Genomic DNA, 23724 nt, shown 5'->3' with positions numbered 1-23724 from the left:
TGGCTGATTGGATAAGCTCAGCGCTCTTGGCGTCAGCCTCTAAGCCATTCCATCTGGGTCCCGGCATTCGCCGGGATGAGCGGATGTTGGGGATTCAATGGAAGTCCCGACTCCGCTGCAGCCGTCCGGACGTCCGCATCCGCACCGTCGGGGCCGGGGCCTCGGGGTCCTCCTTCATGCGGGCCAGTTCGGCCGACAGGTCGGTGAAGCCCTCGGCCACCACGTGGATCACCCCGTCGGCGGCCTGGACCTTGCCATGGACGATCAGGAACGAGGCGCTCATCACCGTGCGCCGGTGGGCGTCGAAGCAGTCCTTCCAGACCACCGCGTTGGCCACGCCCGTCTCGTCCTCCAGGGTCAGGAACACCACGCCCTTGGCGGTGCCCGGCCGCTGGCGGATCAGGACCAGGCCGCCGACGCTGACCCTGCGGCCGTCGCGGACGCCCTTCAGCCGCTCGGCCGTCGTGACGTTCAGCCGGTCCAGCATCGGCCGGAAGAACCGCAAGGGGTGCGCCTTCAGCGACAGGCTGGTGGTGCGGTAGTCCTCGGCCACGGCTTGCGGCAGGGCCATGACCGGCAGGGCGACGGCGTCCTCGAACAGCGGCAGGCCGGCCAGCAGCGGCGCCTGGCTGTCGGCCTTGACCTCGCCCTTCAGCCCCTTGACCGCCCACAGGGCGTCGCGTCGGGAGAGGCCCGCGGACGCGAAGGCGTCGGCCTCGGCCAGCAGCTCCAGCCCGCGCTGCGAGACCCCGGCCCGGGCGAAGTCGGCCGGCGACCGGGCCCCGGCGGCGCGGGCCGCGACCAGCAGCGTGGCGTCGTCCTCCTTCAGGCCCTAAAACGACTGTCATCCCGGACGAGCGCGCAGCGCGAAGATCCGGGACCGACGCGTGAACGCATGCGTTTCCGGCGGTCCCGGATCGGCGCCCGGCCGCCGCAAGACGCCCCCTCCGTCACGATGCGTATCCGCATCGCGCCACCTCCCCCGCTTTGCGGGTGAGGAGGAGTGGGCGGGTGAGGAGGAGTGGGCGGGTGAGGAGAAGGCGCGGTCCTCCAGCGTGCAGTCCCAGTCGCTCATCAGCACGTCCGGAGCCCGCACCTGCACCCCGTGCTCACGGGCGTCGCGCACCAGCTGGGCCGGCTGGTAGAAGCCCATCGGCTGGGAATTGATCAGGGCCGCGCAGAACACGTCCGGCCAGGCCCATTTGATCCAGGCCGAGACATAGACCAGCTTGGCGAAGCTGGCCGCGTGGCTTTCCGGGAAGCCGTACGAGCCGAAGCCCTCTATCTGCTTGAAGCAGCGGGTGGCGAAGTCGCGTTCGTAGCCGCGCGAGACCATGCCCTCGACGAACTTGTCGCGGTACTGCCCGGGATCGCCGTCGTGCTTGAAGGTGGCCATGGCCTTGCGCAGGCCGTCGGCCTCGTCGGGCGTGAACTTGGCCGCCTCGATGGCCAGGCTCATGGCCTGCTCCTGGAACAACGGCACGCCGAAGGTGTTGCCCAGGATGCCGAAAAGTTCGTCGGGCGGACCATGCTCCGGCGAGGGCGCGGGCCATTCCACGGGCTCCTGGCCGTTGCGCCGCCGCAGATAGGGATGGACCATGTCGCCCTGGATCGGGCCGGGCCGCACGATCGCCACCTCGATCACCAGGTCGTAGAACCGGTTGGGCCGCAGCCGGGGCAGCATCGACATCTGGGCCCGGCTCTCGACCTGGAACACCCCCACGCTGTCGGCCTTGGACAGCATGTCGTAGACGCCCTTCACCTCGACCGGCACGTCGGCCAGATCGACGATCGGCTGGCCATGCTCGGCCCGCAGCATGCCGAACGCCCGCTGGATGGCGGTCAGCATGCCCAGGGCCAGCACGTCGACCTTCATCAGGCCCAGGCTGTCGATGTCGTCCTTGTCCCACTCGATGAAGGTGCGGTCCTTCATCGCCGCGTTGCCGATCGGCACGGTCTCGTCCAGCCGCCGCTTGGTCAGGACGAAGCCGCCCACGTGCTGCGACAGGTGGCGGGGGTGCTGCAGCAGTTCGGTGGCCAGGGCGATGGCCCGGGCGATCTGCGGGTTGTTCGGATCCAGCCCCGTCTGCCTGATGTGCTCGTCGGGCAGGCCGTCGCCCCAGCTGCCCCAGACGGTGTTGGCCAGGATGGCGGTGATGTCCTCGGTCAGGCCCAGGGCCTTGCCGACGTCGCGGATGGCGCTGCGCGGCCGGTAGTGGATCACCGTGCCGCAGATGGCGGCGTATTCGCGGCCATAGCGCTCGTAGACGTACTGCATCACCTCCTCGCGCCGCTCGTGCTCGAAGTCGACGTCGATGTCCGGCGGCTCGCCGCGGTTCTCGGAGATGAAGCGGGTGAACAGCAGCCGGTGCTCGGTGGGATCGATCGCCGTCACCCCCAGGCAGAAGCAGACCGAGGAATTGGCCGCCGAGCCGCGCCCCTGGCACAGGATGCCCATCTCCCGCGCCTTGTGGACGATGTCGTGCACGGTGATGAAGTAGTTGGGATAGTCCATCTTGGCGATCAGCCGCAGCTCCTCGCGCAGCTGGTCGGCGACCTTGTCGGGAACCCCTTTCGGATAGCGCCAGGCCGCGCCCTGCCAGGTCAGGTCGGTCAGGTGCCGCATGGCCGTCTTGCCGGGCGGCACCGGCTCGTCCGGGTACTGCTCCTTCAGATCCCCCAGATCGAAGCCGATGCGTTCGACGATCTCGAGCGTGCGCTCCACCGCCTGGGGCCAGCGCTCGAACAGCCGGGCCATCTCGGCCGGGGTCTTGAGGTGCCGCTCGGCGTTGGCCTCCAGCCGAAAGCCCGCCTCGGCGATCGAGCAGCCTTCGCGGATGCAGGTCATCACGTCCTGCAGCGGCCGCCGTTCGGGGCCGTGATAGAGCACGTCGTTGGTGGCGACCATCGGGGCGCGGGCGTCGCGCGCCAGCTCGGCCAGCCGCGACAGGCGCTTGAGGTCCTGGGCGGCGTAGGCCCGGCTGGCGGCCAGCCAGACCCGGCCGCGCAGCTCGCCGGCGATGCGGGTCAGGTCGGTCTCGAAGGCCCCGTCCAGTTTCGCCGGCGGCACGATCAGGGCCAGCTGGCCGTCGGCGTGCTCGAGAAAGTCCTTCCAGAACAGGTGGCATTCGCCCTTCTCGGCCCGGCGCTGGCCCACGGTCAGCAGACGGGTCAGGCGGGCGAAGGCCTCGCGGTCGCTGGGGTAGCAAAGCAGGCTGGGCGTACCGTCCATGAAGTCCAGCCGGCAGCCGGTCAGGGCGCGGATCGCCAAACCTTGCTTCTTGAGCTCCTTGGCCGCCGTCCAGGCCCGCACCACCCCGGCCAGGCTGTTGCGGTCGGTCACGCCGACGGCGCTCAGGCCCAGGGCCTGGCCGGTCAGCATCAGCTCCTGGGCGTGGGAGGCCCCGCGCAGGAAGGAGAAGTTGGTGGTGGCCTGGAGCTCGGCGTAGGCGTGGGTTTTCATGGCCAGGCCCTCCCCCTGTGGGGGAGGTGTCGGCGAAGCCGACGGTGGGGGGAGTTTGCTGAGAGGGCCGACCACTCCCCCCGCCGATCGCTGCGCGATCGCCTCCCCCACGGGGGGAGGACCTGGTTAGCCAAACAAGCCATGCAACCACCACTTCGGGACCTTCTCCCCGTCCGCGTACAGCCCCGCCCGGAAGATCCAGAACCGTTCGCCCGCCTCGTCCTCCACCCGGTAATAGTCGCGCACCTTGCCCGGCCCGACCTCGTCGAAGGCCTTGCGCCACCATTCCTGGCCGATCCGTTCGGGGCCCTCGGCCAGGCGCACGCGGCGCGACTTGCCGCGCCAGCGGAACTGGACCGGCGGGTCGTCGGGCAGTTTGGCCAGCACCTCGATTGCCTCGGGGCGGCGCAGCAGGCGGGACGGCCGGGGACGGTCGGGGTCCCAGCCCGTTTCCGGCGCCGGGTCCAGCGGCGCGGCGCGGCGCACCGACCGCTCCGGCACGTGGCTCTGATAGGGATCGGCGCGCCACACCCGGTCCTCGCCCAGGCGGTTGATCAGCCGGTCGACCAGCGGCGCCAGCCCCTCCTCCAGGCTGATCCCGCCGTCGGCGTCCAGGCTTCGCTGGGCGACCGACAGCGGCTCGACGTCGGCCGCCCACAGGGTGACGATCTCGATCCCGAAGCCCGGGTCGACCGTGTCCAGTTTCGGTTTCAGCAGCTTGGCGATCCGGACGGCGTCGCGGCCGGGGCGCGACAGGCCGGCCCGCACCGGCTGATCCTTGCCGTCCAGGCGGTGGAACACCAGCTCGAACCGTCGCGCGCCCTGCCCCTCGGCCTCCAGTCGGGCGCACAGCAGGGCGCAGATGTCGCCGGTCACCCGCTCCAGGTCGGACAGGGCGCTGATCGGTTCGAAGAAGGCCAGGCGGTCGAACCACGGGGTGGCCGGGCGGCGGAAGGCCAGGGCCTCGCGGGCCGCGCCCAGGGCCTGGTCGATGCGCATCACCGCGCCCAGCCCGAACCGCTTGGCCAGCTGGGCGCGCGGCAGGGCCAGCAGCTGGCTGACCTGGAACAGCCCCAGGCGCGGCAGCTGGGCCTGGGCCGCCTCGTCCAGCCGCAGGGCGGCGACCGGCAGCGGGGCCAGCAGCGGGGCCTGGCCGCCGGGCGGGGCGATCGTGCGGTCGGGCGCGTAGCGGGCCAGGGCCCAGGCCGCGCCGGGGGTGTCGGCGATCGCCCCCCGGGCCGGGGCGCCCCAGCGCGCCAGCCGGTCCAGCAGGTCGTCGAGCATCGCCGCCTCGCCGCCCCACAGGTGCGAGACGCCCTCGACGTCGAGCAGCAGGCCGTCCAGCCCGTCCAGGGCCACGGCCGGCGAGAACCGCACGCACCAGTCGCAGAGGATCTCCAGCGCCGCGCGGTCGCCCTCGGGGTCGTGGTCGGCGGTGACCAGGTCGGGGACCAGGGCCGCGGCGTCGGCGGCCTTCTGGCCGACATGCAGGCCCAGGGCGGCGGCCGCGTCGTCGACGGCGGCCAGGCGTCGGGTCCCGCCCTCGGTGGCGATGAGGGCGACGGGGGGAACCGCCGACACAGATCCTCCCCCTGTGGGGGAGGTGTCGCCGCAGGCGACGGAGGGGGGAGTTTTAGGCCGCCGACCACTGGCAGGATCGACCTTCCGATCACTCCCCCCACCGGTCGCTTCGCGACCGCCTCCCCCACGGGGGGAGGGCCTATTCTCAGCCGACGAGCCGAAGTTCGGGTTCGCCCGCCGCCACGTCGTGATCGGCCAGTTGCGACACCAGACGGAAAGGATGCGGGCCATCGGCGGCCTCCGCTTGTTCGAGGATCCAGGCGCCGGGACGGCCGCCCCGGCAGCGTTCGAGCTCGACCCGCCAGCGCGGCGGGCCCAGGCCCGGCTCGCCGGGCGGCGGCTGGCTGGGGGCGGCGGCGATCCGCCAGCGGGTCTGGGCGGCCGAGCCGGAGACCTCTCGCGAGTTGCTCCCCCTTGGTCCGGCCGGTCCGCCATAGGGCCGACGCCGCAGCAGCACCCCGGTCGATCCCCGCCGTTCGCAGGCCAGCTGCAGGCGGCGTCCGGCCTTCAGGTCCGGCGCCTCGGCCTCGCCGATCGCGGCGGCGACTCCCACCGTGGCCAGGGCGTCCTCCAGCACCGACAGCACCTCGGCCTCGTCGCGGGCCCGGACCTGGATCAGGCGCTCGACCGGGAAGCCCAGCCCCATCAGGCCCGGCGCGTGCAGGTCGTCGCGCCGCATCACCCAGACCACCGCGCCCTTGGCGGCCAGCGGCCGCAAGAGCAAGGCCGCGAAAGCGGCGGGGGCCGCGCCCGTCTCCTCCTCCAGGCCGGAACCGCCGACCTCGTGCCAGCCGCCGCGTTGCAGGCCGCCGGCCGGGAAGCAGCCGTCGAGGCGCGGGTCGCCGAACGGCAGGACGGGAGGCGGAGTCCGAGTCCCCGCTTCCAGGGCGGCGATCTGGGCTCTCAAAGCCGAAAGGGCGGGTTTCGCCCCGGGCATGCTCCACACTCCAATGTTCCACTTTTGTTCTGATCTTCTCGGCTTGGAGAGTCAAGCAGAGCCGCTCATGGTGTCCGCCAGGACGCGCGGAGGCCCAAGATGACCGAAGTCGAACTCAGCACCGACGGCCCGGTCTGGACCGTCACGATCAACCGCCCCGAAAAGCGCAACGCGGTGAACCCCGACACCGCCCTGCAACTGCGGGCCGCGTTCGACGCCTTCGAGGCCGATCCGGAGGCCGCCGTCGCCGTGCTGACCGGGGCGGGCGGGACGTTCTGCGCCGGGTTCGACCTGGCCGTCGCGGCGTCCGGCGAGGGCGAGCGCTACGACCCGGTCGGCGAGGGTCCGATGGGGCCGACCCGACGTCTGCTGTCCAAGCCGGTGATCGCCGCCGTCGAGGGCCACGCGGTGGCCGGCGGGCTGGAGCTGGCCCTGTGGTGCGACCTGCGGGTGGCCTCGCAAAGCGCGATCTTCGGGGTGTTCTGCCGGCGCTGGGGCGTGCCGCTGATCGACGGCGGCACGGTGCGGCTGCCGCGCATCGTCGGCCAGGGCCGGGCGCTGGACATGATCCTGACCGGCCGGGCGGTCGAGGCGGCCGAGGCGCTGAGCTGGGGCCTGGCCGACCGCGTCGTGCCGGCGGGCGAGGCGCTGAACGCCGCCCAGGCCCTGGCCGCCCAGATCGCCGCCTTCCCGCAGGTCTGCCTGCGCGCCGACCGCGCCTCGGCCTTCGCCCAGTGGGACGTCTCGCTGGAGGAAGCGCTGAAGGTCGAGGGGATCGGCGGGCTGGAGCCGCTGCGCCGCGAGGCCCGGGCCGGCGCCGCGCGGTTCAAGGACGGCGAGGGGCGCGGGGGAAAGTTCTGAACCCTCCAAATGATCCGCTCATCCCGGCGAATGCCGGGACCCAGATGGAATGGCCGTGGGGATGACGCCAAGCGCGCATCGCCCTTCCAATCAGCCACTCAGCTATAGGATCTGGGTTCCGGCATTCGCCGGGATGAGCGGATTCTTGAGAACTAAAACCGCGCGGCCTTGCGCCACCACTGGCTGACCAGCATCGGCCCGAACGCGGCGCTGATGCCGCAGGCGTCGGCGAACAGGTCGAACCACGAGGCGTCGCGGCCGACCAGGCCCTGCAGGATCTCGATCCCCCCGCCGAACGCCAGGATCACCAGGCCGATGCGGTGCAGCCGGCTCTGCGGCAGGGCCAGGCTGGCCAGGACGCTCAACACATAGAAGACGATGAAGTGCTTGGCCTTGTCCCACGGGATCAGGCCCAGGCTGTCGTCGTCGGGCAGCAAGGCCCGGGCCAGGGCATAGGCCGAGGCGGCCAGGAAGACGATGAAGATCAGGCGGTTGATCTTGCGGGCGCGGATGGACATCAGGGCTCCTGGCTGGGCTCCCTCGCACCTAGCCGGTCCAGCGAGGCTTGAAAATGGCGAGACGGCGTCTTCGTCGCATCGCCTCGTCGGCTGCACGGACTCTGCACCAAGATCCCTCTCCCCTTGCGGGAGAGGGTGGCGTCCCAAGGATGCCGGGTGAGGGGTCGCACCAACACAAACGCCGCGCCCAGCGGTCGGGCTGGACGCGGCGGATGGTTTTGAGAGACCCCTCATCCGGCCCTTCGGGCCACCTTCTCCCGCAAGGGGAGAAGGATCAGAGAGCCCGTCAGAACGTCAGCGCTCGCGCTTCCTTGACGTGCGGCAGGGCCTGGATCTTGGCCAGCAGGGCGTCGTCCGGGGCCTGGTCGACGCCGACCAGGGCGATCGCATCTTCGTCAGCGGAAAGCCGGCCGAGGTTGAAGGTGGCGATGTTGACGCCCGCCTCGCCCAGCAGCATGCCCAGGGCGCCGATGAAGCCCGGCTTGTCCAGGTTGTTGATGTAGAGCATGGCCGGCGAGAAGCCCGCGTCCAGCTCCATGCCCTTGACCTCGACGATGCGCGGCGCGCCGGCGATCACCGTGCCGGCGAAGGCGCGCTTGCCCTTCTCGGTGGTGATGGTCACGCGCATCAGGCTGTCATAGGTGGGGCTGACCTCCTGGCGGCTCTCCGAGACGGTGATGCCGCGCTCCTTGGCCACGGCCGGCGCGGAGACCATGTTGATCTCGGCCAGCATCGGCTTGAGGATTCCGGCCAGGGCCGCCGAGGTCATCGGCTTGACGTTCAGCTTGGAGACCTCGCCCTCGAAGGCGATGTCGATGGCGGAGATGCCGAAGTCGACCATCTGGCCGGCCAGGGCGCCGATCTTCTCGGCCAGGGCCACGAACGGCTTCAGCTTGGGGGCTTCTTCCGCGGTGATCGACGGGCTGTTCAGGGCGTTGGTGACCGCGCCGGTCAGCAGGTAGTCGCTCATCTGCTCGGCGACCTGCAGGGCGACGTTCTCCTGGGCCTCGTTGGTGCTGGCGCCCAGGTGCGGGGTGGCCACGACCTTGTCCGAACCGAACAGCGGGTTTTCCTTGGCCGGCTCGGTGACGAACACGTCGAAGGCCGCGCCGCCCACGTGGCCGTCGTCCAGCAGCTTGCGCAGGGCCGCCTCGTCGACCAGGCCGCCGCGGGCGCAGTTGACGATCAGCACGCCCTTCTTGGTCTTGGCCAGGTTCTCGGCCGACAGGATGTTGCGGGTCTTGTCGGTCAGCGGGGTGTGCAGGGTGATGACGTCGGCGCGGGCCAGCAGGTCCTCCAGCTCGACCTTCTCCACGCCCATCTCGATGGCGCGCTCAGGGCTCAGGAAGGGGTCGTAGGCCACGACCTTCATCTTCAGGCCCAGCGCCCGGTCGGCGACGATGCCGCCGATGTTGCCGGCCCCGATCAGGCCCAGGGTCTTGGCGTACAGCTCCACGCCCATGAAGCGGTTCTTCTCCCACTTGCCGGCCTGGGTGCTGGCGTCGGCCGCCGGCAGCTGGCGGGCCAGGGCGAACATCATGGCGATGGCGTGCTCGGCCGTGGTGATCGAGTTGCCGAACGGGGTGTTCATCACCACCACGCCCTTGGCGGTGGCGGCCGGGATGTCGACATTGTCGACGCCGATGCCGGCCCGGGCGATGACCTTCAGCCGGTTGGCGGCGGCGATCACGTCCTTGTCGAGCTTGGCGCCCGAGCGGATGGCGATGCCGTCATAGTCGCCGATCACGGCGATCAGCTCGTCCTTGGTCAGGCCGGTCTTGATGTCGAAGTCGACGCCGCGGTTTTTGAAGATGTCGACGGCGGCGGGGCTGAGCTTGTCAGCGATGAGGACGCGGGGAGCGGTCATGGAGGTGTTCTCCGATTTCGAGCCCTTCCCCCTTGATGGGGGAAGGGTTGGGATGGGGGTGCGTGCTGAGGTGGCGGGGTTCACCCCCACCCCTGCCCCTCCCCCATCAAGGGGGAGGGAGGGCGCATTGCGAGCTTTAAGCGGCGGCCAGTTCGGCCGAGACCGAGGCGAACGCCCAGTCCAGCCACGGCGTCAGGGCCTCGAGATCCGAGGCCTCGACGGTGGCGCCGCACCAGATGCGCAGGCCGGCCGGGGCGTCGCGATAGCCGCCGATGTCGAGGGCCGCGCCCTCCTTCTCGAGCAGGCCGGCCAGCTTCTTGGCGAAGTCGGCCTGGGCGTCTTCCGGCAGGGCGGCGATCTTGGGATCGACGACCTTCAGGCACACCGAGGTGTTGGAGCGGATCTCCGGCGTGGCCGCCAGGAACTCGACCCACGGGGTGCGCGCGACCCAGTCGGCGATGACCGCCAGGTTCTGGTCGGCGCGGGCCTGCATGGCTTCCAGGCCGCCGATCGAGGCGGCCCACTTCAGGGCGTCCAGCGCATCCTCGACACAGAGCATCGAGGGCGTGTTGATGGTCGCGCCTTCGAAGATGTCGGCGGCGAGCTTGCCGCCCTTGGTCATGCGGAACAGCTTCGGCATCGGCCAGGCGGGGGTGTAGCTCTCCAGGCGGGCCACGGCGCGGGGCGACAGGATCAGCACGCCGTGCGCGCCTTCGCCGCCCAGGGCCTTCTGCCAGGAGAAGGTCACGACATCCAGCTTGGTCCAGTCCAGCTCCTGGGCGAAGGCGGCGCTGGTGGCGTCGCAGATGACGACGCCTTCACGGTCGGCCGAGATGAAGTCGGCGTTCGGGACGCGGACGCCCGAGGTGGTGCCGTTCCAGGTGAAGACCAGGTCCTTGGCCGGATCGACCTTGGAGGTGTCGGGCAGCTGGCCGTAGGGCGCGTCGAGCACCTCGACGTCGGGCAGCTTCAGTTGCTTGGTGACGTCGGTGACCCAGTCCTTGCCGAAGGACTCGAAGGCCAGCAGCTGCACGGGCCTGGCGCCCAGCATCGACCACATCGCCATCTCGACGGCGCCGGTGTCCGAACCGGCGACGATGCCGATCAGGAAGTCGGCGGGGACTTCCAGCACTTCGCGCGTCTGGTCGATGGCGGCCTTCAGGCGGCCCTTGCCCAGCTTCGAGCGGTGCGACCGGCCGAGCACGGCGTTTCTGAGATTTTCGGGGGTCCAGCCTGGGCGCTTGGCGCAGGGGCCGGAAGAGAACTCGGGGCGAGCCGGGCGGATCGCCGGCTTGGCGAGGGTCGTCATATCGATGTCTCCCATCCTTACAGATGGACTGCATCCCGTTGGGGGGATGTGGCCCGCCGGCGAGAAACCTCGTTTCGGCGGCGAAGGCAAGGAGAGATTTTGCCGCGCGGCGGACAAATCGTCCGACCCGGGAAATTATTTTGCGGCGCGGGTTCGGCGGCGCCAGGACGACACGATGCCCAGCAGGATGCAGATCAGCACGCCGATGGAGTTCAGATTGTTGACCATGCCGTAGGTGGTGTCGTGCGGACGTTCGCCGACGATATAGTAGGCGTGCAGGCTGAACTGGATCGCTTGCAGCAACATCGCGCCGCCCAGCCAGGGGCTGGTGTAACGCAGGGCCAACGTCAAGAAGGCGAAACCGTAGATTCCTTCGCACAACAGATTGACGACCGACTGAGAGGCGGGCGGCAGGAACAGTTGGATCAAGGAATAGACGATCGATCCGGCCAACACGATGAGCGAACCCCACCGCTCGGCCGGGCCGCCGCGAATCCAGGCCAAACCGCACACCGCTAAGGTGGCCGTCCATCCCAAAATTGCGACGAGCTGAATATGCATCCCTAGAGTCTCTAGCGCGAATTAGAGACCCTAGGGATTAAACTCTTGCAATATTGCTTAGCTGGCTTCGGCGACGCGCTCGTCGGCGACCTGGGCCGAGCCTTCCATCTTGTCCCAGCCCATCATCTTGGTGCGGACGCCAAGGCGCAGACGGGTTTGATCCAGTTCGGCGTGAGCATCGACCATCGCGGTGCGGGCTTCGGACAGGGCGGCCAGGGCGGACATGACCTTGGCGGTCGTGGTCGCGCCGACGGTCGCGGCCAGGCCCAGATCCTTACGAGCCTGAACCAAATCCGCCATCATTTCAGCGGCCTGCACCATCGCGGCGTCGATCGCCGCTTCCGTTCCATGCAGCTTCGCGGCCACACGTTTGACAACGAAAATCTTTTCCAACGCCCCATCTCCTTAATGAAAGACTAAGGGAAGAGGTAAACGAAAAGTTAAGACGGGCGCAATGAGAAACACGCGTTAGCGTTGTTTTGCGGTCGCAAGGCGGTATCTTGGAAGCGAAGCGTTAGTAAGATTGCGGGAAGATGGACCTCTAGGATTCTCCTGGGACGGGAAATGATCGACGACAGCCGCAGCTCCGGAGCCGCGACGCACGCGCCCTTGCAAGCGCGAATCTCGGCTGTCGCGCTGACCACCACCGTGGCCGCGCTGCTGGCCGCGTGTCTGTGCTTCATGCTCCAGCAGTGGAGCGTCGCCCGCCAGGAATCCCAGGCCAACCACGAGATCCTGGCCCAGATGGTGGCGGCCGGCGCCGCCGCGCCGATGGCCGATCACAATACGGTCGGCGCCTATCGCGCCCTCGAGGCCGTGGCCAAGGCGCCCAACGTCGTGTCCGTGCGGCTGACCGACATGAACGGCCAGGTGGTCGCCCAGGTCGGCGCGGCCAAGGACGCCGAGGTCGACACCCTGGTTCGCCCGATCAAGCTGGGCAACCGGCGGGTCGGCTCGCTGTCCCTGTCGGCCCGCCGCCCCAGCCTGGGCGACATCATGGCCCGCGACCTGGCCCTGACCGGCACCCTGTTCTTCGGCTCGGCCGGCCTGGCGATCCTTCTGGCCAACGGCCTGGCCCGCCGCATGACCAAGCCGATGGAGCGCCTGTCAAACGCCATGCGCGAGGTCGCCGCCGACGGCCGCTTCAAGCCGGTGGAGCAGGCGGCCGACGACGACGTCTTCCAGAGCCTGACCGACAGCTTCAACCACCTGGTCGCGCGGCTGGAGGTCAACGATCACGACCTGCGCGGGGCGATGGCCGAACTGGTCAAGGCGCGCGACGACGCCAACGCCGCCAACGTCCTGAAATCGCACTTCCTGGCCAATATGAGCCACGAGATCCGCACCCCGCTGAACGGCGTGCTGGCTATGACCGAGGTGATGGCCATGGGCGAGCTCTCCGCCGCCCAGCGCGAGCGCCTGTCGGTGATCCGCGAGTCGGGCGGCCTGCTGCTGTCGGTGCTCAACGACGTGCTCGACCTGTCGAAGATCGAGGCCGGCCGGCTGGACCTGATGGAGCGCGACTTCGACCTGGCCAGCCTGGCCCTGTCGATCCGGGAATCCTACGCCACCCAGGCGCGGGCCAAGAACCTGGAGTTCGGGGTCTTCGTCGCGCCGGAAGCGCTGGGTTCGTGGCGCGGCGACGCCGACCGTCTGCGCCAGATCCTGGGCAACCTGGTCTCCAACGCCCTGAAGTTCACGCTGGAGGGCAGCGTCTCGGTGCGCTTCGCCTCGGCCGACGACGGCAGCGGCCTGCGCGTCGACGTCGTCGACACCGGCATCGGCATCGACGCCGAAACCTTGCCGCGCCTGTTCGACAAGTTCGTCCAGGCCGACAGCTCGACCACCCGCCGGTTCGGCGGCTCGGGCCTGGGCCTGTCGATCTGCAACGAGCTGGCCACCCTGATGGGCGGCGGCGTCCATGTGCAGAGCCGCGCGGGCCAGGGCTCGACCTTCACCGTCGTGGTGGCCATGCCCCGCGGCGAGGCCCCCGCCCCCGCGCCGGTCCAGGCCGCCCCGCCGCCGATCGAATCCGAGCGCCGCCTGCGCGTGCTGGCCGCCGACGACAATCCGACCAACCAGAAGGTCATCGCCGCCGTCCTGGCCCCGCTGGGCGCCGAGGTCGAGCTGGTGGCCGACGGCGCGGCCTGCGTCGAGGCCTGGAAGCGCGGCGGCCACGACATCGTGCTGATGGACATCCACATGCCGGTGATGGACGGCGTCGAGGCCGCCCGCACCATCCGCTCGCTCGAGATCAGCGAGAACCGCAAGCGCATCCCGATCGTGGCGGTCACCGCCAACGCCCTGGTCCACCAGGTCGAAGGCTACTTGGCCGCCGGCATGGACGGCCACGTCGCCAAGCCGATCGAGGTCACCAAGCTCTACGACGCGATCGAGACCGCCGTGGCCGCCGCCCGGCGCGACAGCTCGAAGGTCGCGGCGGCTTAGGGGCCGCATCGCTCTCCTTTCAACCGTCATCCTCGGACTTGTTCCGAGGACCCCTGCTTCAGCCGCGAAGAAGGATGATCCGTGGAGCGTTGAGTTCGCGGACCAACCGGCGACGGCTGCTCGGCGGATAGAGGGGTCCTCGGAACAAGTCCGAGGATGACGGGCGGAAAATGGCCCAACAGCCCAGTTCACCTACCTGAACACAACATAACGAGCGGCTCAGAACCGCTTCAGCCTGGGTGTGGTCTCTTGAGGTCAACGTCGTCCCGTCGGGCGTCGGAAAACATTTCGAGAGGAACCGTACCGATGAAAAAGATCCTGCTTTCGATCGCCGCGGCCTCGGCCGTCGCCGCCGTCGTCCCCGCCGTCGCCTCGGCCCAAGCCTATGGCTATGGCCATGATCGCGGCTATGACCGCGGCTACCAGGATGTCGGCGGCGACCGCGTCGCCCGCCTCGACCAACGTATCGACGTGGGCATCCGCAGCGGCGGCCTGACCCGTGGCGAAGCCTGGCGCCTGAAGGGCGACCTGCGTGAAACCGCCCGCCTGGAAGCCCGCTATCGTCGCGGCGGCCTGAGCGGCTGGGAACGCGCCGACCTGGATCGCCGCTACGACCGCATCAGCGCCCAGATCCGCTACGAGCGCCACGACCGCGACTACGGCTACGGCCGTCGCTACTAAGACCCGGACGCCTCGAGAGAGGCCTAGCCGAGCGCCGGCTCCACCCTCAACCGGCTCTCGACCATGGTGAAGCCGCGGCCGCGCAGAAGAACGCGCGCGCCGCGGTTTTCGCACTCCAGGTCCCCGCCCCGGCCGGGATAGGCCTGATGGAACCGCAGGGTCGCCGCGCCCAGCCGATCGCCGAAGAACGGCATGAGAATGCAGTGGGCCGACCCCGTGGCCGGGTCTTCGGGAATGCCGCAGCCCGGCGCGAAGAACCGGCTGACCACGGCGTAGTCCCGGCCCGGATCGGCCCCAGGATCGGCCCCAGGATCGGCCAAGGCGGCGACGATCACCTGCCCCGCCCCGCCCTTGGCCAGGTCCGCCCCGATGGTGTTCAGCAACGCCAGGTCCGGCGACAGCCCCCGCACCGTCGCCTGGTCGGCGACCACGGCCAGCAGATACTGGCCCGCCCAGACCTCCAGCGGCGTCACGCCCAGGGCCCTGGCCAGGTCCGGCCCGGCCTCGACCCGGCGCGGCGGGTCGGCCGGGAAGTCCATCTCCAGCCCCGGCCCGCCGAACACCCCGTCCGCCCGGCGCACCGTCAGGTCACCCGCGAGGGTGTCGAAGGTCAGCAGCGGCGCGTCGACGCCCAGCTCCTCGAACAGGGCGTGGGCGCTGGCCAGGGTGGCGTGGCCGCAGATCGGCGCCTCGACGGTCGGCGTGAACCAGCGCAGGCCAAAGCGCGCCGGATCGGCGGTCTTCAGCAGGAAGGCGGTTTCGGCCTGATTGTTCTCGGCCGCCAGAGCCTGCATCCAGGCCGTGTCCGGCCATCCTTTACCGTCTTGGGCGTCGAACGGCTCGACCACGCAGGCCGGATTGCCCTTGAACGGGCCCGAAGCGAAGGCGTCGATGGTCCACTGGCGCATGGCGAGACTCCGGAAAACGGCGGCTCCCGCGGTCCTAGGGCCAAGGCGTCACAGGATCAAAGGCAACATTGTCTCGGATGACAATGTTTTCCGGACCCTATTGCCCCTCCACCGTGATCTCCGGCCACCGCGCCTGCGCCGAGCCGGTCGTGCGCTCCCAGCCGCCCGCGCCCTTCACCCTCAGGGGATTGGGCCGCAGGCGCATCGCGAACAGGTCCTCCAGCCCGAACGGCGCGAACACCGACAGGCTGTCGTCGGCTTCCATCCGCACGCCCACGCAGAAGGCCGTGGCCACGAAGCGCTTCAAGGCGTCGGCGCTGGTCAGCAGCGGCGGATAGGGCTCGTCGGCTCCGAACTTCTTCTCGAACCACAGGTGCACGCGGGCCTGGTTGCGCACCTCGACCAGACTCTTCAGCGGCTCGTCGAACTGGGCCGCCACGCGCCGGATCACCACGTCCTCGGCCTCGTACGAGATGTCGGAATCGTCGTGATAGGCCACGTCGTAGTCCTTGATCCCGTAGTCGGGTGCCCGGCCGGTCAGGTGGTTCCAGACCGGCTGGTAGACCGCGCCCGAGAAGATCATCCCGTCGGGCAGCTCGAGGTCGCGGACCGTCCGCAGCACCTGCATCGTGGTCGGCACGCCGCGGATGATGTCCACAAGGCGGGAGTCCAGAGCGTTCATTTGCGGGTCATCCAGGCATGGTCCAGCGGTCCGTGACCCGCGCCGAACCCCGGCGCGCGCAGCATGGCCTCGTGGACATAGTTCCAGGCCCGGGCGACCGACTCGGTCAGGCTCATGCCCTGGGCCAGGCCCGTGGCGCAGGCGCTGGCCAGCGTGCAGCCGGTGCCGTGGGTGTGGCGGGTCTCGATCCGCTCGCCCTCGAACGCGGTCTCGCCCAGGCGGGTGATCAGCAGATCCACCACGCGCTCGGCCCCTCTTTCGCTTTTTGGCACGTGCCCGCCCTTCATCAGCACCGCGTGGGCGCCCAGTTCCAGCAGGGCCTCGCCGGCCCGGCGCAGGTCGTCGGTGGTCTCGACGCTCAGGCCCGTCAAGGCGGCGGCCTCGGGAGCGTTGGGGGTCAGCAGGGCGGCGCGGGGGATCAGCAGGCTCTTCAGCGCCCCCACCGCCTGGTCGGTCAGCAGCGAAGCCCCGCCCTTGGCGACCATCACCGGGTCGATGACGGCCGGAACCTCCTTGGCGCTGTCCAGCACCCGGGCCACGACCTCGACCGTGGCGGCGTCGCCCAGCATGCCGGTCTTGAAGGCGTCGGCCCCGATGTCGTCGAGCACGGCGCGAGCCTGGGCCTCGATGACGTCCAGCGGGATCGGGTGGACGCCGGTCACGCCCAGGGTGTTCTGCACGGTGATCGCGGTGATCGCCGTGGCCGCGTAGCCGCCCAGGGCGGTGATGGTCTTGATGTCGGCCTGGATCCCCGCCCCGCCGCCGGAATCCGATCCGGCGAGAACGAGCACCCGGCCCTGGTGTGTTTGAGTCATGAGGGTGGTTCTAGCGGGAAGTGGGGGGTGCGGGGTAGGCGGTTTTAGGCAAGTGGCTCACTCACTTGCCCCCTACGGGTCGCTTCGCGACCGTCTTCCCCCATAGGGGGAAGAGGAGCCGCGGTCTGTCCGCCCCCTATGGGGCGGACAGACCGTGAAGCGGTCAGGTGGGGGCAAGTGGGTGTGATCCCACGTCCCTACTTCGCCCCGCTCTCGAAACTCCCCGCCGCCCCAGGAAACACCACCGGGCTCTCCCAGCCGTCGGCGCTGACCGACGACACGCCGAAGAACCAGTCGTCGATCACCACATTGGTCAGCACCGTCGAGGTCTCGGCCCCGACCGACCGCGCGTGGCTCCAGGTCGGCTCGGTCGTGCCGCGCCACCAGACGCGGTAGCCGGCCGCGCCCGCCGCCGGCGCCCACGAGACCTTGGTGTCGGCGCTGACCGCGCCCTCGATCTTGACGCCCGACGGCGGGGCCGGGGCCGAGGCCAGGGCGGCCAGGGTCACGGCGTTCAGGCGCGTCACCTGGGCCAGGTAGGGGAAGTCGACGCCCTCGACCACGTCGCCATAGGCCCGGCCGTTCTCGACGCGCACGGTCTGGTGCTGGCGGTCATAGTGCTCGGCCGCCTCGGTGACCCGCACCGCCGGATAGCCGGCCTCCAGGATCGGGACCTGGTCGCCGCCCCGGCCGAAGCGGTCGGTGCGATAGACCATCACGACGTCGAGGTCCCGCACATAGCGTTCGGCCAGGCCGTCCATGAACCGGGCCAGGTTGCGCGACGGGCTGTCGACCTCGCCGCCGTTGTAGCGCCGGGCGTCGGCCTGTTCCGGGGTCTCGACCGCCTTGGTGCCCTCTGAGAACACCCGCACGTGGGCGCGGTCGACCGCCCCGCCGATCCCGTGGACATTGCCGACGATGTCGTTGTTCAGGTCGGCCTCGACCTTCCAGCCCTCGGCCTTGGCGGTTTCGGCCAGCAGCTGGCCGCCGTAGAGGCCCTGCTCCTCGCCCGACAGCACCGCGTAGACGATGGTGGCGGGGAACCTGTGCTTGGACAGCACCCGCGCCGCCTCCAGCACCGCGGCCACGCCCGAGGCGTCGTCATTGGCGCCGGGCGCGTCGGTTACGGCGTCCATCACGTCGTTGACCCGGCTGTCGATGTGGCCGGCGATGATCACCACCCGATCGCGGTCGGTGGTCCCGCGCTGGATCCCCAGGACGTCGACGATCTCGACGCCGTTGGGGGCGCGTTTGCCGGTGAAGGTCTTGGTCGGCATCTCCACCGTGATGCAGCCGCCGCAGTCCTTGGAAATCGCCGCGAACCGCGTCGCCGTCCAGCGCCGCGCCGCCCCGATGCCCCGGGTGTCGGACCTGGTGTCCGACAGGGTGTGGCGGGTGCCGAAGCCGACCAGCGCGCGGATCGTCGCCTCCAGCGCCTTGGGATCGACGTCGGCGGCGATGGTCTTCAGGACGGGCTGCGGCTTGGCGGGGCTTGGGGCGGGGCTTGGGGCGGCGGCCGGCGCGGCCACGGCGGGACCGGCCAGGGCCAGGGCGGCGGCGAGGACGAGAACGGAACGCATGGAGTCTCCCCGGACAGACGAGGCAGCTTGGCGGTTCCGCCGCCGGACGCAAGGGCCGGATGGGGGATCAGCCGCGCGGTTCGCGCCACATGGCCGCCAGCGGCGGGGCGCCGGGCGCGGGCGCGAAGACCTCCAGCGTGCGAAAGCCCGCCCCCTGGTACAGCGGGGTGTTGAGCGGATTGCTGTTCTCCAGATAGGCTGGCAGGCCCGCCGCGTCGCAGGCCGCCAGGACCGGAGCCAGCAGCCGCCGGCCCAGGCCCTTGCCGCGCGCGGCGGCCATCACGCCGATGGAGAACAGATAGACGTGCGGCGCCTTGGGCTTGCGCCGCGTCATCTCGGCGTCGACGGCCAGGGCGCGGCCCATGGCCCGGGGGCCGCCGTCGACCAGCAGCCGGGCGGCCGCGCCCAGCAGCGACAGGGGCGGCAGCTCCTTGCTGAGTCCCGGCGGCAGCCACATGGTCGCGCCGACTTCGCTCCCATCGGCGCCGTCCGCCAGATGGCAGACGCCGCGCGGCAGGTAGACGTCGCGCGCCAGGCGCTGGAAGACCGGCCTCAGGCACGGCTTGCCGTCGAAGGTCCAGGTGGCGACCGGGTCCTCGGCGAAGGCCTCGGCGGTGATCGCCCCCAGCGTCCGCCAGTCGTCACGCGCCGCCTGGCGCAGCCCCTCGGCCGGTTCGATCCGAAGCATCAACGAGCCTCCCCCTCTTTTTGGGAAGGCTAGCATGGGCGCGGCGCATGGCCAGGCCGGGATGGGTCGTGAAAGTTATCCACAGGGGTGACCCTCTTGTTCTTTTCGCTTCGTCATCCCGGATCTTGTGCCCGGGATGACGGTGGGGAGGTGGGCGCGAAGGCGTCTATCCCCGCACACCTCGACATAAACCCACGTGAATCCAACCTCTTACACAAAAACGCACGTTTCCGATCCCCACCCTCCAGGACGGCCGCACACTCAGGGCATGACCCAAACCAACATCCCCGCCTGGTGCCAGGCCCTGCAAGCCAAGCTCATGGCCGCCCTCGACGCGGCCTGGGCGATCCTCGAACACAGCGACGACCCCGCCGAGATCCGCCGGGCCCGCGACAAGGCCAAGGCCTGCGGCGAGCTGGCCGCCGTCGCGCGGAAGGTGGCGCTGATCTTGCCGATGGCGCGGGCGGCGCCGGCCATGGCCGCCGCGGCGCCGGCGTTCGCCGACCTCGCCCCCGCCCTCGCCCCCGTCGCCGCTCAAGCCGAACAGGCCCGCCGGGCGTTCGAAAAGCTCAAGGGCGGACGGCGCGGGCGGTTGTGAGGGAGCAAGACTTCGCAGCGGCCCTTCCCTCCCCCTTTGCGGGGAGGGTGGCCCTGGCAGCGCCAGGGTCGGGTGGGGGGCCGCTGAGTCCGCGGTCCAGTCGACCTCCACCACCCTGCACCGCTCCCCACCCGTCGGCTTCGCCGCCACCCTCCCCGCAAGGGGGAGGGAAGCGCCCTTTACGGCAACGCCCGTGACGTTCTCCGCCAGGCCGCCAGAGGCCGCGCCTTGACTCGGTCTGACCCCGGAGCTCCCATCCGCCGAGGCTCTAAAGCGCGGCTCCATCCGGGGCCGGATGCGGGCTTTCGTCCAGCGGACCAGATCGTGATGACCAAGCACCGCCTCTACACGACCAGCTTCGCCAGCGTCTATCCGCTCTATGTCGCCAAGGCGGAGCGGAAGGGGCGCACGAGGGCCGAGGTCGATGAGATCATCCTCTGGCTGACCGGCTTCAGTCGGGCGGAATTCGACGCCCATCTGGCGAAGAAATCGGACTTCGAGACCTTCTTCGCCGAGGCGTCCGAACTGAATCCCGCGCGGACCGAGATCAAGGGTCTGGTCTGCGGCGTTCGCGTCGAGGAGGTGGCCGAGCCGTTGATGCGGGAGATCCGCTACCTGGACAAGCTCGTCGACGAACTCGCCAAGGGCAAGGCGATGGACAAGATCCTGCGACGCCAGGCGCCCGCCTAGGGCCGCGGGCGACCTTGGGCGGCGCCCCCGATCGCGCCCCACACCGCCAAGGCCTGGACCGTCTCGCGCACGTCGTGCGCCCGCACCGCCGCCACGCCCGCCGCCGCGCCGTGCAGATGAGCGGCCAGGGAGCCGCCCAGACGCGCCGTCGGCTCGGCCCCCAACGGGTCCAGCGTCGCGATGAACCGCTTGCGGCTCGCGCCCAGCAGCACCGGATAGCCCAGAGCCACGAAGCGCGGCAGGGCGGCTAGCAGGGCCAGGTTGTGGGCGGGGGTCTTGCCGAAGCCGATGCCCGGGTCCAGCCAGATCTTCTCGCGCTCGACCCCGGCGGCCATGGCCGTGAGGGCCCGGGCCAGCAGGAAGGCCTCGACCTCGGCGACCACGTCGTCGTAGCGCGGATCGTCCTGCATCGTGCCGGGCTCGCCCAGCATGTGCATGAGGATCACCTCGCAGCCCAGCTCGGCGGCGACCTCGGGGGCGCCCATTTCCGAAGTGCCCATCTCCGAAGTCCTCGGGGCGAAGCGCAAGGCGGCGACGTCGTTCCAGATCGTCGCCCCGGCGGCGACGGCGGCGCGGGCCACGGCGGGCTTCATGGTGTCGATCGAGATCGCCACGTCGCTGACGGCGCGGATCGCCGCGATCAGCGGCACGACCCGGGCGATCTCCTCGGCCGCCGGCACGGGCGTCGCGCCGGGCCGGGTGCTTTCGCCGCCGATGTCGAGGATGTCGGCCCCCTCGTCGATCAGCCGCCGCGCCTGGTCCAGGGCCGCGGCGGGATCGAAGAACCGCCCGCCGTCAGAGAAGCTGTCGGGCGTGACGTTGACGATCCCCATGACGCGGGGGCGGACGGGCTGGGCTGTCATGGTTGGGGTTTTAGGCCCGCGACGCCCCCTCCGTCACGATGCGTATTCGCATCGCGCCACCTCCCCCGCTTCGCGGGCGAGGAGGAAGCGGCGGCCTCTCCTCCCCCGTGAAACGGGGGAGGTGGCGGGCGAAGCCCGACGGAGGGGGCGTCTCCAGCCCTACCAGTCGATGAACTTGGTGAAATCCCCGATCATCCCCGTCCAGACGCCGAAGTCGTCATCCAGGCCCGAGATCGTGCGGCCGGCGTTCACATTGACGTCGTACTGGACGTAGGGGTCGCCGTCGTCGTCGAGATAGACCTTCAGATAGCGGTTCTTGCGGTTCCAGGTGTTGGCCTTCTCCAGCGCCAGCGGAGTCTTCAGGTCGAAGCCGGCCGAGAACTGCAAGGCCTTGCAGCGCTTGGCGTCGTTGCAGTCGTAGAAATAGATCTTGAAGGTCTGGCCCTCGGCGGCGCTGTTGATCATCGGATCGCCGCTGCCGTCCTTGGTCAGCTCGGCCTTGTAGCCGCCCTTCTGCAGCCACGCCGACACTTCGGGACCGGTCATGCCGTCCTTGTCGATGCTCTGGGCCTGGGCCGCGCCGGCGCCGGTCGAAAGCGCCATGGCGGCCGCCAGGGCGATCATCACCGTCTTCATCTCAAACCCCTCCCCCGCCGCTCGTCGCGGCCAAGGCGCAGGTTAGCCCCGTCGATGCGGCAGGCAAAGAAAAAGCCGGATCGGCGAACCGGTCCGGCTTTTCCAACGCTGTCTGGACCCAAGCCCTAGGCGGTGACGCCCGTCGACACCGGCACCGAGGCCACCGGCCCGGTCGGCATCTTGTTGCTCTCGTCCTCGATCCGGGTCGGCTGGACGCCCTTCATCACGTTGATGATCTCGTCGCCGCTGAGGGTCTCGAACTCCAGCAGGGCCTTGGCCACCAGGTGCAGCTCGGGGAGCTTCTCGGTCAGGATCTGGCGCGCCTCGTCCTCGCCGCCCTTGACCAGGCGACGGACCTCGCTGTCGATCTTGATCATGGTGTCGGGCGAGACGTTCTGGGTGCGGGCCACCGAGTGGCCCAGGAACACCTCGTCCTGGTTGTCGCCGTAGGCCACGGTGCCCAGCTCGTCGGAGAAGCCCCAGCGGGTGACCATGTTGCGGGCCAGGCTGGTGGCGGCGCTGATGTCGCTGGAGGCGCCCGAGGTGATCTTCTCCTTGCCGAAGATCAGCTCCTCGGCCACCCGGCCGGCCATCATGATGGCCAGACGCGAGGTCATCATGTCGTAGCTCATCGAGTAGCGGTCGCCCTCGGGAAGCTGCATGACCATGCCCAGGGCCCGGCCGCGCGGCACGATGGTGGCCTTGTGGACCGGGTCGGCGATGGCGACGTTGAGGGCCACCAGGGCGTGGCCGCCCTCGTGATAGGCCGTCAGCTTCTTCTCGTCCTCGCTCATGGCCATCGAGCGCCGCTCGGCGCCCATCATCACCTTGTCCTTGGCGTATTCGAAGTCGTGCATGGTGACCATGCGGCGGTTCTTGCGCGCGGCGGTCAGGGCCGCCTCGTTGACCAGGTTGGCCAGGTCCGCGCCCGAGAAGCCGGGGGTGCCGCGGGCCAGGGTCTTGACGTCGACGTCGGCGGCCAGCGGCACGTTCTTCATGTGCACGCGGATGATCTTCTCGCGGCCCATGACGTCCGGATTGGGCACCACGACCTGGCGGTCGAAGCGGCCCGGACGCAGCAGGGCCGGGTCCAGCACGTCGGGACGGTTGGTGGCGGCGATCAGGATGATGCCTTCGTTGGCCTCGAAGCCGTCCATCTCGACCAGCAGCTGGTTGAGGGTCTGCTCGCGCTCGTCGTTGCCGCCGCCCAGGCCGGCGCCTCGATGGCGGCCGACGGCGTCGATTTCGTCGATGAAGATGATGCAGGGGGCGTTCTTCTTGGCCTGCTCGAACATGTCGCGCACGCGGCTGGCGCCGACGCCGACGAACATCTCGACGAAGTCCGAACCGGAGATGGTGAAGAACGGCACGCCGGCCTCGCCGGCGACAGCGCGGGCGATCAGGGTCTTGCCGGTGCCCGGAGGACCGATCAGCAGGGCGCCCTTGGGGATCTTGCCGCCCAGGCGCTGGAACTTGGCCGGGTCCTTCAGGAACTCGACCACTTCCTGCAGCTCTTCCTTGGCCTCGTCGACGCCGGCGACGTCGTCGAACATCACGCGGTTCTTGTTTTCGGTCAGCAGTCGGGCCTTGGACTTGCCGAAGCCCATGGCGCCCTTGGTGCCGCCCTGCATCTGACGCATGAAGAAGATCCACACGCCGATCAGCAGCAGGATCGGCAGCATCTGGAACAGCAGGCCCAGCAGGCTGAAGGTGTTGCGCTGGTAGACGATCACCGAGTTGCGCGCCTCCAGGCGCTTGACCAGATCCTCGGAGTTCGGCGGCACGTTGACCGAATAGGGCTTGCCGGTCTTGGGCTCGACCTTGACGACGTCGCCGCTGATGTCGGCCTTCTTGACCTCGCCGTTGTCGATGTTCTTGAGCAGCTGCGAGTAGCTGACCTCGCCGTTGCCGCCGGGCTTTCCGCCCTGGCTCACGACGGTGTAGGCCATCACCAGCACCACCACGATCGTCGCCCAGATGCCCAGGGTCTTGAAATTCATACGCGTTGTCTTCCCAACGATAGTCTCTGACCTTCCAA

At 69.8% G+C, this 23724-nt stretch carries 20 protein-coding genes and 1 pseudogene; 5 read left to right on the top strand and 16 right to left on the bottom strand.

Translation table 11 applies throughout. The features are described from left to right. Positions 1-94: 94 nt before the first annotated feature. The 3 genes and pseudogenes from ASD21_RS12020 to ASD21_RS12010 form a co-directional block, all read right to left on the bottom strand. Positions 95-3463: pseudogene (locus ASD21_RS12020) on the bottom strand (error-prone DNA polymerase). Positions 3464-3589: 126 nt separating this feature from the next. Then, positions 3590-5017 carry a Y-family DNA polymerase gene (locus ASD21_RS12015; RefSeq protein ID WP_156398367.1) on the bottom strand — a complete coding sequence of 476 codons (1428 nt, stop codon included), beginning with the start codon at positions 5015-5017 and terminating at the stop codon, positions 3590-3592. Between the two features lie 172 nt (positions 5018-5189). Next, positions 5190-5981: an ImuA family protein gene (locus ASD21_RS12010; RefSeq protein ID WP_056441020.1), complete on the bottom strand. Its 792-nt coding sequence runs from the start codon at positions 5979-5981 to the stop codon at positions 5190-5192. A gap of 99 nt (positions 5982-6080) precedes the next feature. Between ASD21_RS12010 and ASD21_RS12005 the strand changes: the two genes are divergently transcribed. Continuing rightward, a complete protein-coding gene (locus ASD21_RS12005) occupies positions 6081-6842 on the top strand; it encodes a crotonase/enoyl-CoA hydratase family protein (RefSeq protein ID WP_056441017.1) in 762 nt (253 codons plus the stop codon). Between the two features lie 152 nt (positions 6843-6994). Here ASD21_RS12005 and ASD21_RS12000 read toward each other — a convergent pair whose 3' ends face one another. From ASD21_RS12000 to ASD21_RS11980, 5 genes are all read right to left on the bottom strand, one after another. Continuing rightward, on the bottom strand, positions 6995-7360 hold the full coding sequence (locus ASD21_RS12000) for a VanZ family protein (RefSeq protein WP_056441014.1): 366 nt from the start codon (positions 7358-7360) through the stop codon (positions 6995-6997). A 286-nt stretch (positions 7361-7646) separates the two neighbouring features. Beyond that, positions 7647-9227 (bottom strand): phosphoglycerate dehydrogenase, encoded by a 1581-nt coding sequence (gene serA / locus ASD21_RS11995; RefSeq protein ID WP_056441011.1) that lies wholly within the window; start codon positions 9225-9227, stop codon positions 7647-7649. A 136-nt stretch (positions 9228-9363) separates the two neighbouring features. Further along, the gene (locus ASD21_RS11990) at positions 9364-10536 is read right to left on the bottom strand and encodes a phosphoserine transaminase (protein WP_056441006.1); all 1173 of its coding nucleotides are present in this window, start codon (positions 10534-10536) and stop codon (positions 9364-9366) included. Positions 10537-10671: 135 nt separating this feature from the next. After that, positions 10672-11097, bottom strand: coding sequence for a hypothetical protein (locus ASD21_RS11985; protein ID WP_056441003.1), 426 nt, complete (start codon positions 11095-11097; stop codon positions 10672-10674). A 57-nt stretch (positions 11098-11154) separates the two neighbouring features. Further along, positions 11155-11490, bottom strand: a complete 336-nt coding sequence (locus tag ASD21_RS11980) for a hypothetical protein (protein ID WP_056441000.1) — start codon at positions 11488-11490, stop codon at positions 11155-11157. A gap of 171 nt (positions 11491-11661) precedes the next feature. Here ASD21_RS11980 and ASD21_RS11975 point away from each other — a divergent pair, with 171 nt between their 5' ends. Both ASD21_RS11975 and ASD21_RS11970 read left to right on the top strand, forming a co-directional pair. Beyond that, entirely contained in the window at positions 11662-13545 is a 1884-nt protein-coding gene (locus ASD21_RS11975; protein WP_056440997.1) for an ATP-binding protein, read from the top strand. A 306-nt stretch (positions 13546-13851) separates the two neighbouring features. Further along, complete coding sequence (locus ASD21_RS11970) at positions 13852-14226, top strand: hypothetical protein (RefSeq protein ID WP_056440994.1); 375 nt, start codon at positions 13852-13854, stop codon at positions 14224-14226. Positions 14227-14249: 23 nt separating this feature from the next. Here the strand turns inward: ASD21_RS11970 and ASD21_RS11965 are convergent, their stop codons facing one another. The 5 genes from ASD21_RS11965 to ASD21_RS11945 form a co-directional block, all read right to left on the bottom strand. Continuing rightward, complete coding sequence (locus ASD21_RS11965; RefSeq protein WP_056440991.1) at positions 14250-15134, bottom strand: PhzF family phenazine biosynthesis protein; 885 nt, start codon at positions 15132-15134, stop codon at positions 14250-14252. 97 nt (positions 15135-15231) lie between these two features. Continuing rightward, positions 15232-15816 (bottom strand): nucleotidyltransferase family protein, encoded by a 585-nt coding sequence (locus tag ASD21_RS11960; RefSeq protein WP_056440986.1) that lies wholly within the window; start codon positions 15814-15816, stop codon positions 15232-15234. Next, the gene (gene thiD / locus ASD21_RS11955) at positions 15813-16631 is read right to left on the bottom strand and encodes a bifunctional hydroxymethylpyrimidine kinase/phosphomethylpyrimidine kinase (protein ID WP_056440984.1); all 819 of its coding nucleotides are present in this window, start codon (positions 16629-16631) and stop codon (positions 15813-15815) included. The genes ASD21_RS11960 and thiD overlap by 4 nt, the downstream gene beginning before the upstream one ends. Positions 16632-16828: 197 nt before the next feature. Further along, a complete protein-coding gene (locus tag ASD21_RS11950) occupies positions 16829-18211 on the bottom strand; it encodes a M20/M25/M40 family metallo-hydrolase (protein WP_056440981.1) in 1383 nt (460 codons plus the stop codon). Positions 18212-18278: 67 nt separating this feature from the next. Beyond that, entirely contained in the window at positions 18279-18899 is a 621-nt protein-coding gene (locus ASD21_RS11945) for a GNAT family N-acetyltransferase (protein ID WP_056440978.1), read from the bottom strand. 268 nt (positions 18900-19167) lie between these two features. Here ASD21_RS11945 and ASD21_RS11940 point away from each other — a divergent pair, with 268 nt between their 5' ends. Next, positions 19168-19497 carry a hypothetical protein gene (locus tag ASD21_RS11940; RefSeq protein WP_056440975.1) on the top strand — a complete coding sequence of 110 codons (330 nt, stop codon included), beginning with the start codon at positions 19168-19170 and terminating at the stop codon, positions 19495-19497. A gap of 327 nt (positions 19498-19824) precedes the next feature. Then, entirely contained in the window at positions 19825-20187 is a 363-nt protein-coding gene (locus tag ASD21_RS11935; protein WP_056440974.1) for a DUF2200 domain-containing protein, read from the top strand. On the opposite strand, the gene folP is transcribed toward ASD21_RS11935, so the two are convergent. The 3 genes from folP to ftsH all read right to left on the bottom strand — a co-directional run bounded on the left by folP (position 20184) and on the right by ftsH (position 23686). Continuing rightward, positions 20184-21050, bottom strand: a complete 867-nt coding sequence (gene folP, locus ASD21_RS11930) for a dihydropteroate synthase (RefSeq protein ID WP_056440971.1) — start codon at positions 21048-21050, stop codon at positions 20184-20186. The two genes, ASD21_RS11935 and folP, sit on opposite strands and share 4 nt — an antisense overlap. Positions 21051-21209: 159 nt before the next feature. Further along, complete coding sequence (locus ASD21_RS11925) at positions 21210-21686, bottom strand: YbjN domain-containing protein (RefSeq protein WP_056440968.1); 477 nt, start codon at positions 21684-21686, stop codon at positions 21210-21212. Between the two features lie 125 nt (positions 21687-21811). Beyond that, positions 21812-23686 (bottom strand): ATP-dependent zinc metalloprotease FtsH, encoded by a 1875-nt coding sequence (ftsH, locus tag ASD21_RS11920; RefSeq protein ID WP_056440965.1) that lies wholly within the window; start codon positions 23684-23686, stop codon positions 21812-21814. Positions 23687-23724: the final 38 nt, after the last annotated feature.

The sequence above is a fragment of the Caulobacter sp. Root1455 genome (assembly GCF_001426905.1).
Lineage (GTDB): Bacteria > Pseudomonadota > Alphaproteobacteria > Caulobacterales > Caulobacteraceae > Caulobacter.
Note: the sequence above shows the minus strand (reverse complement) of the source record. Positions and strands in the feature narration are given on the sequence as shown.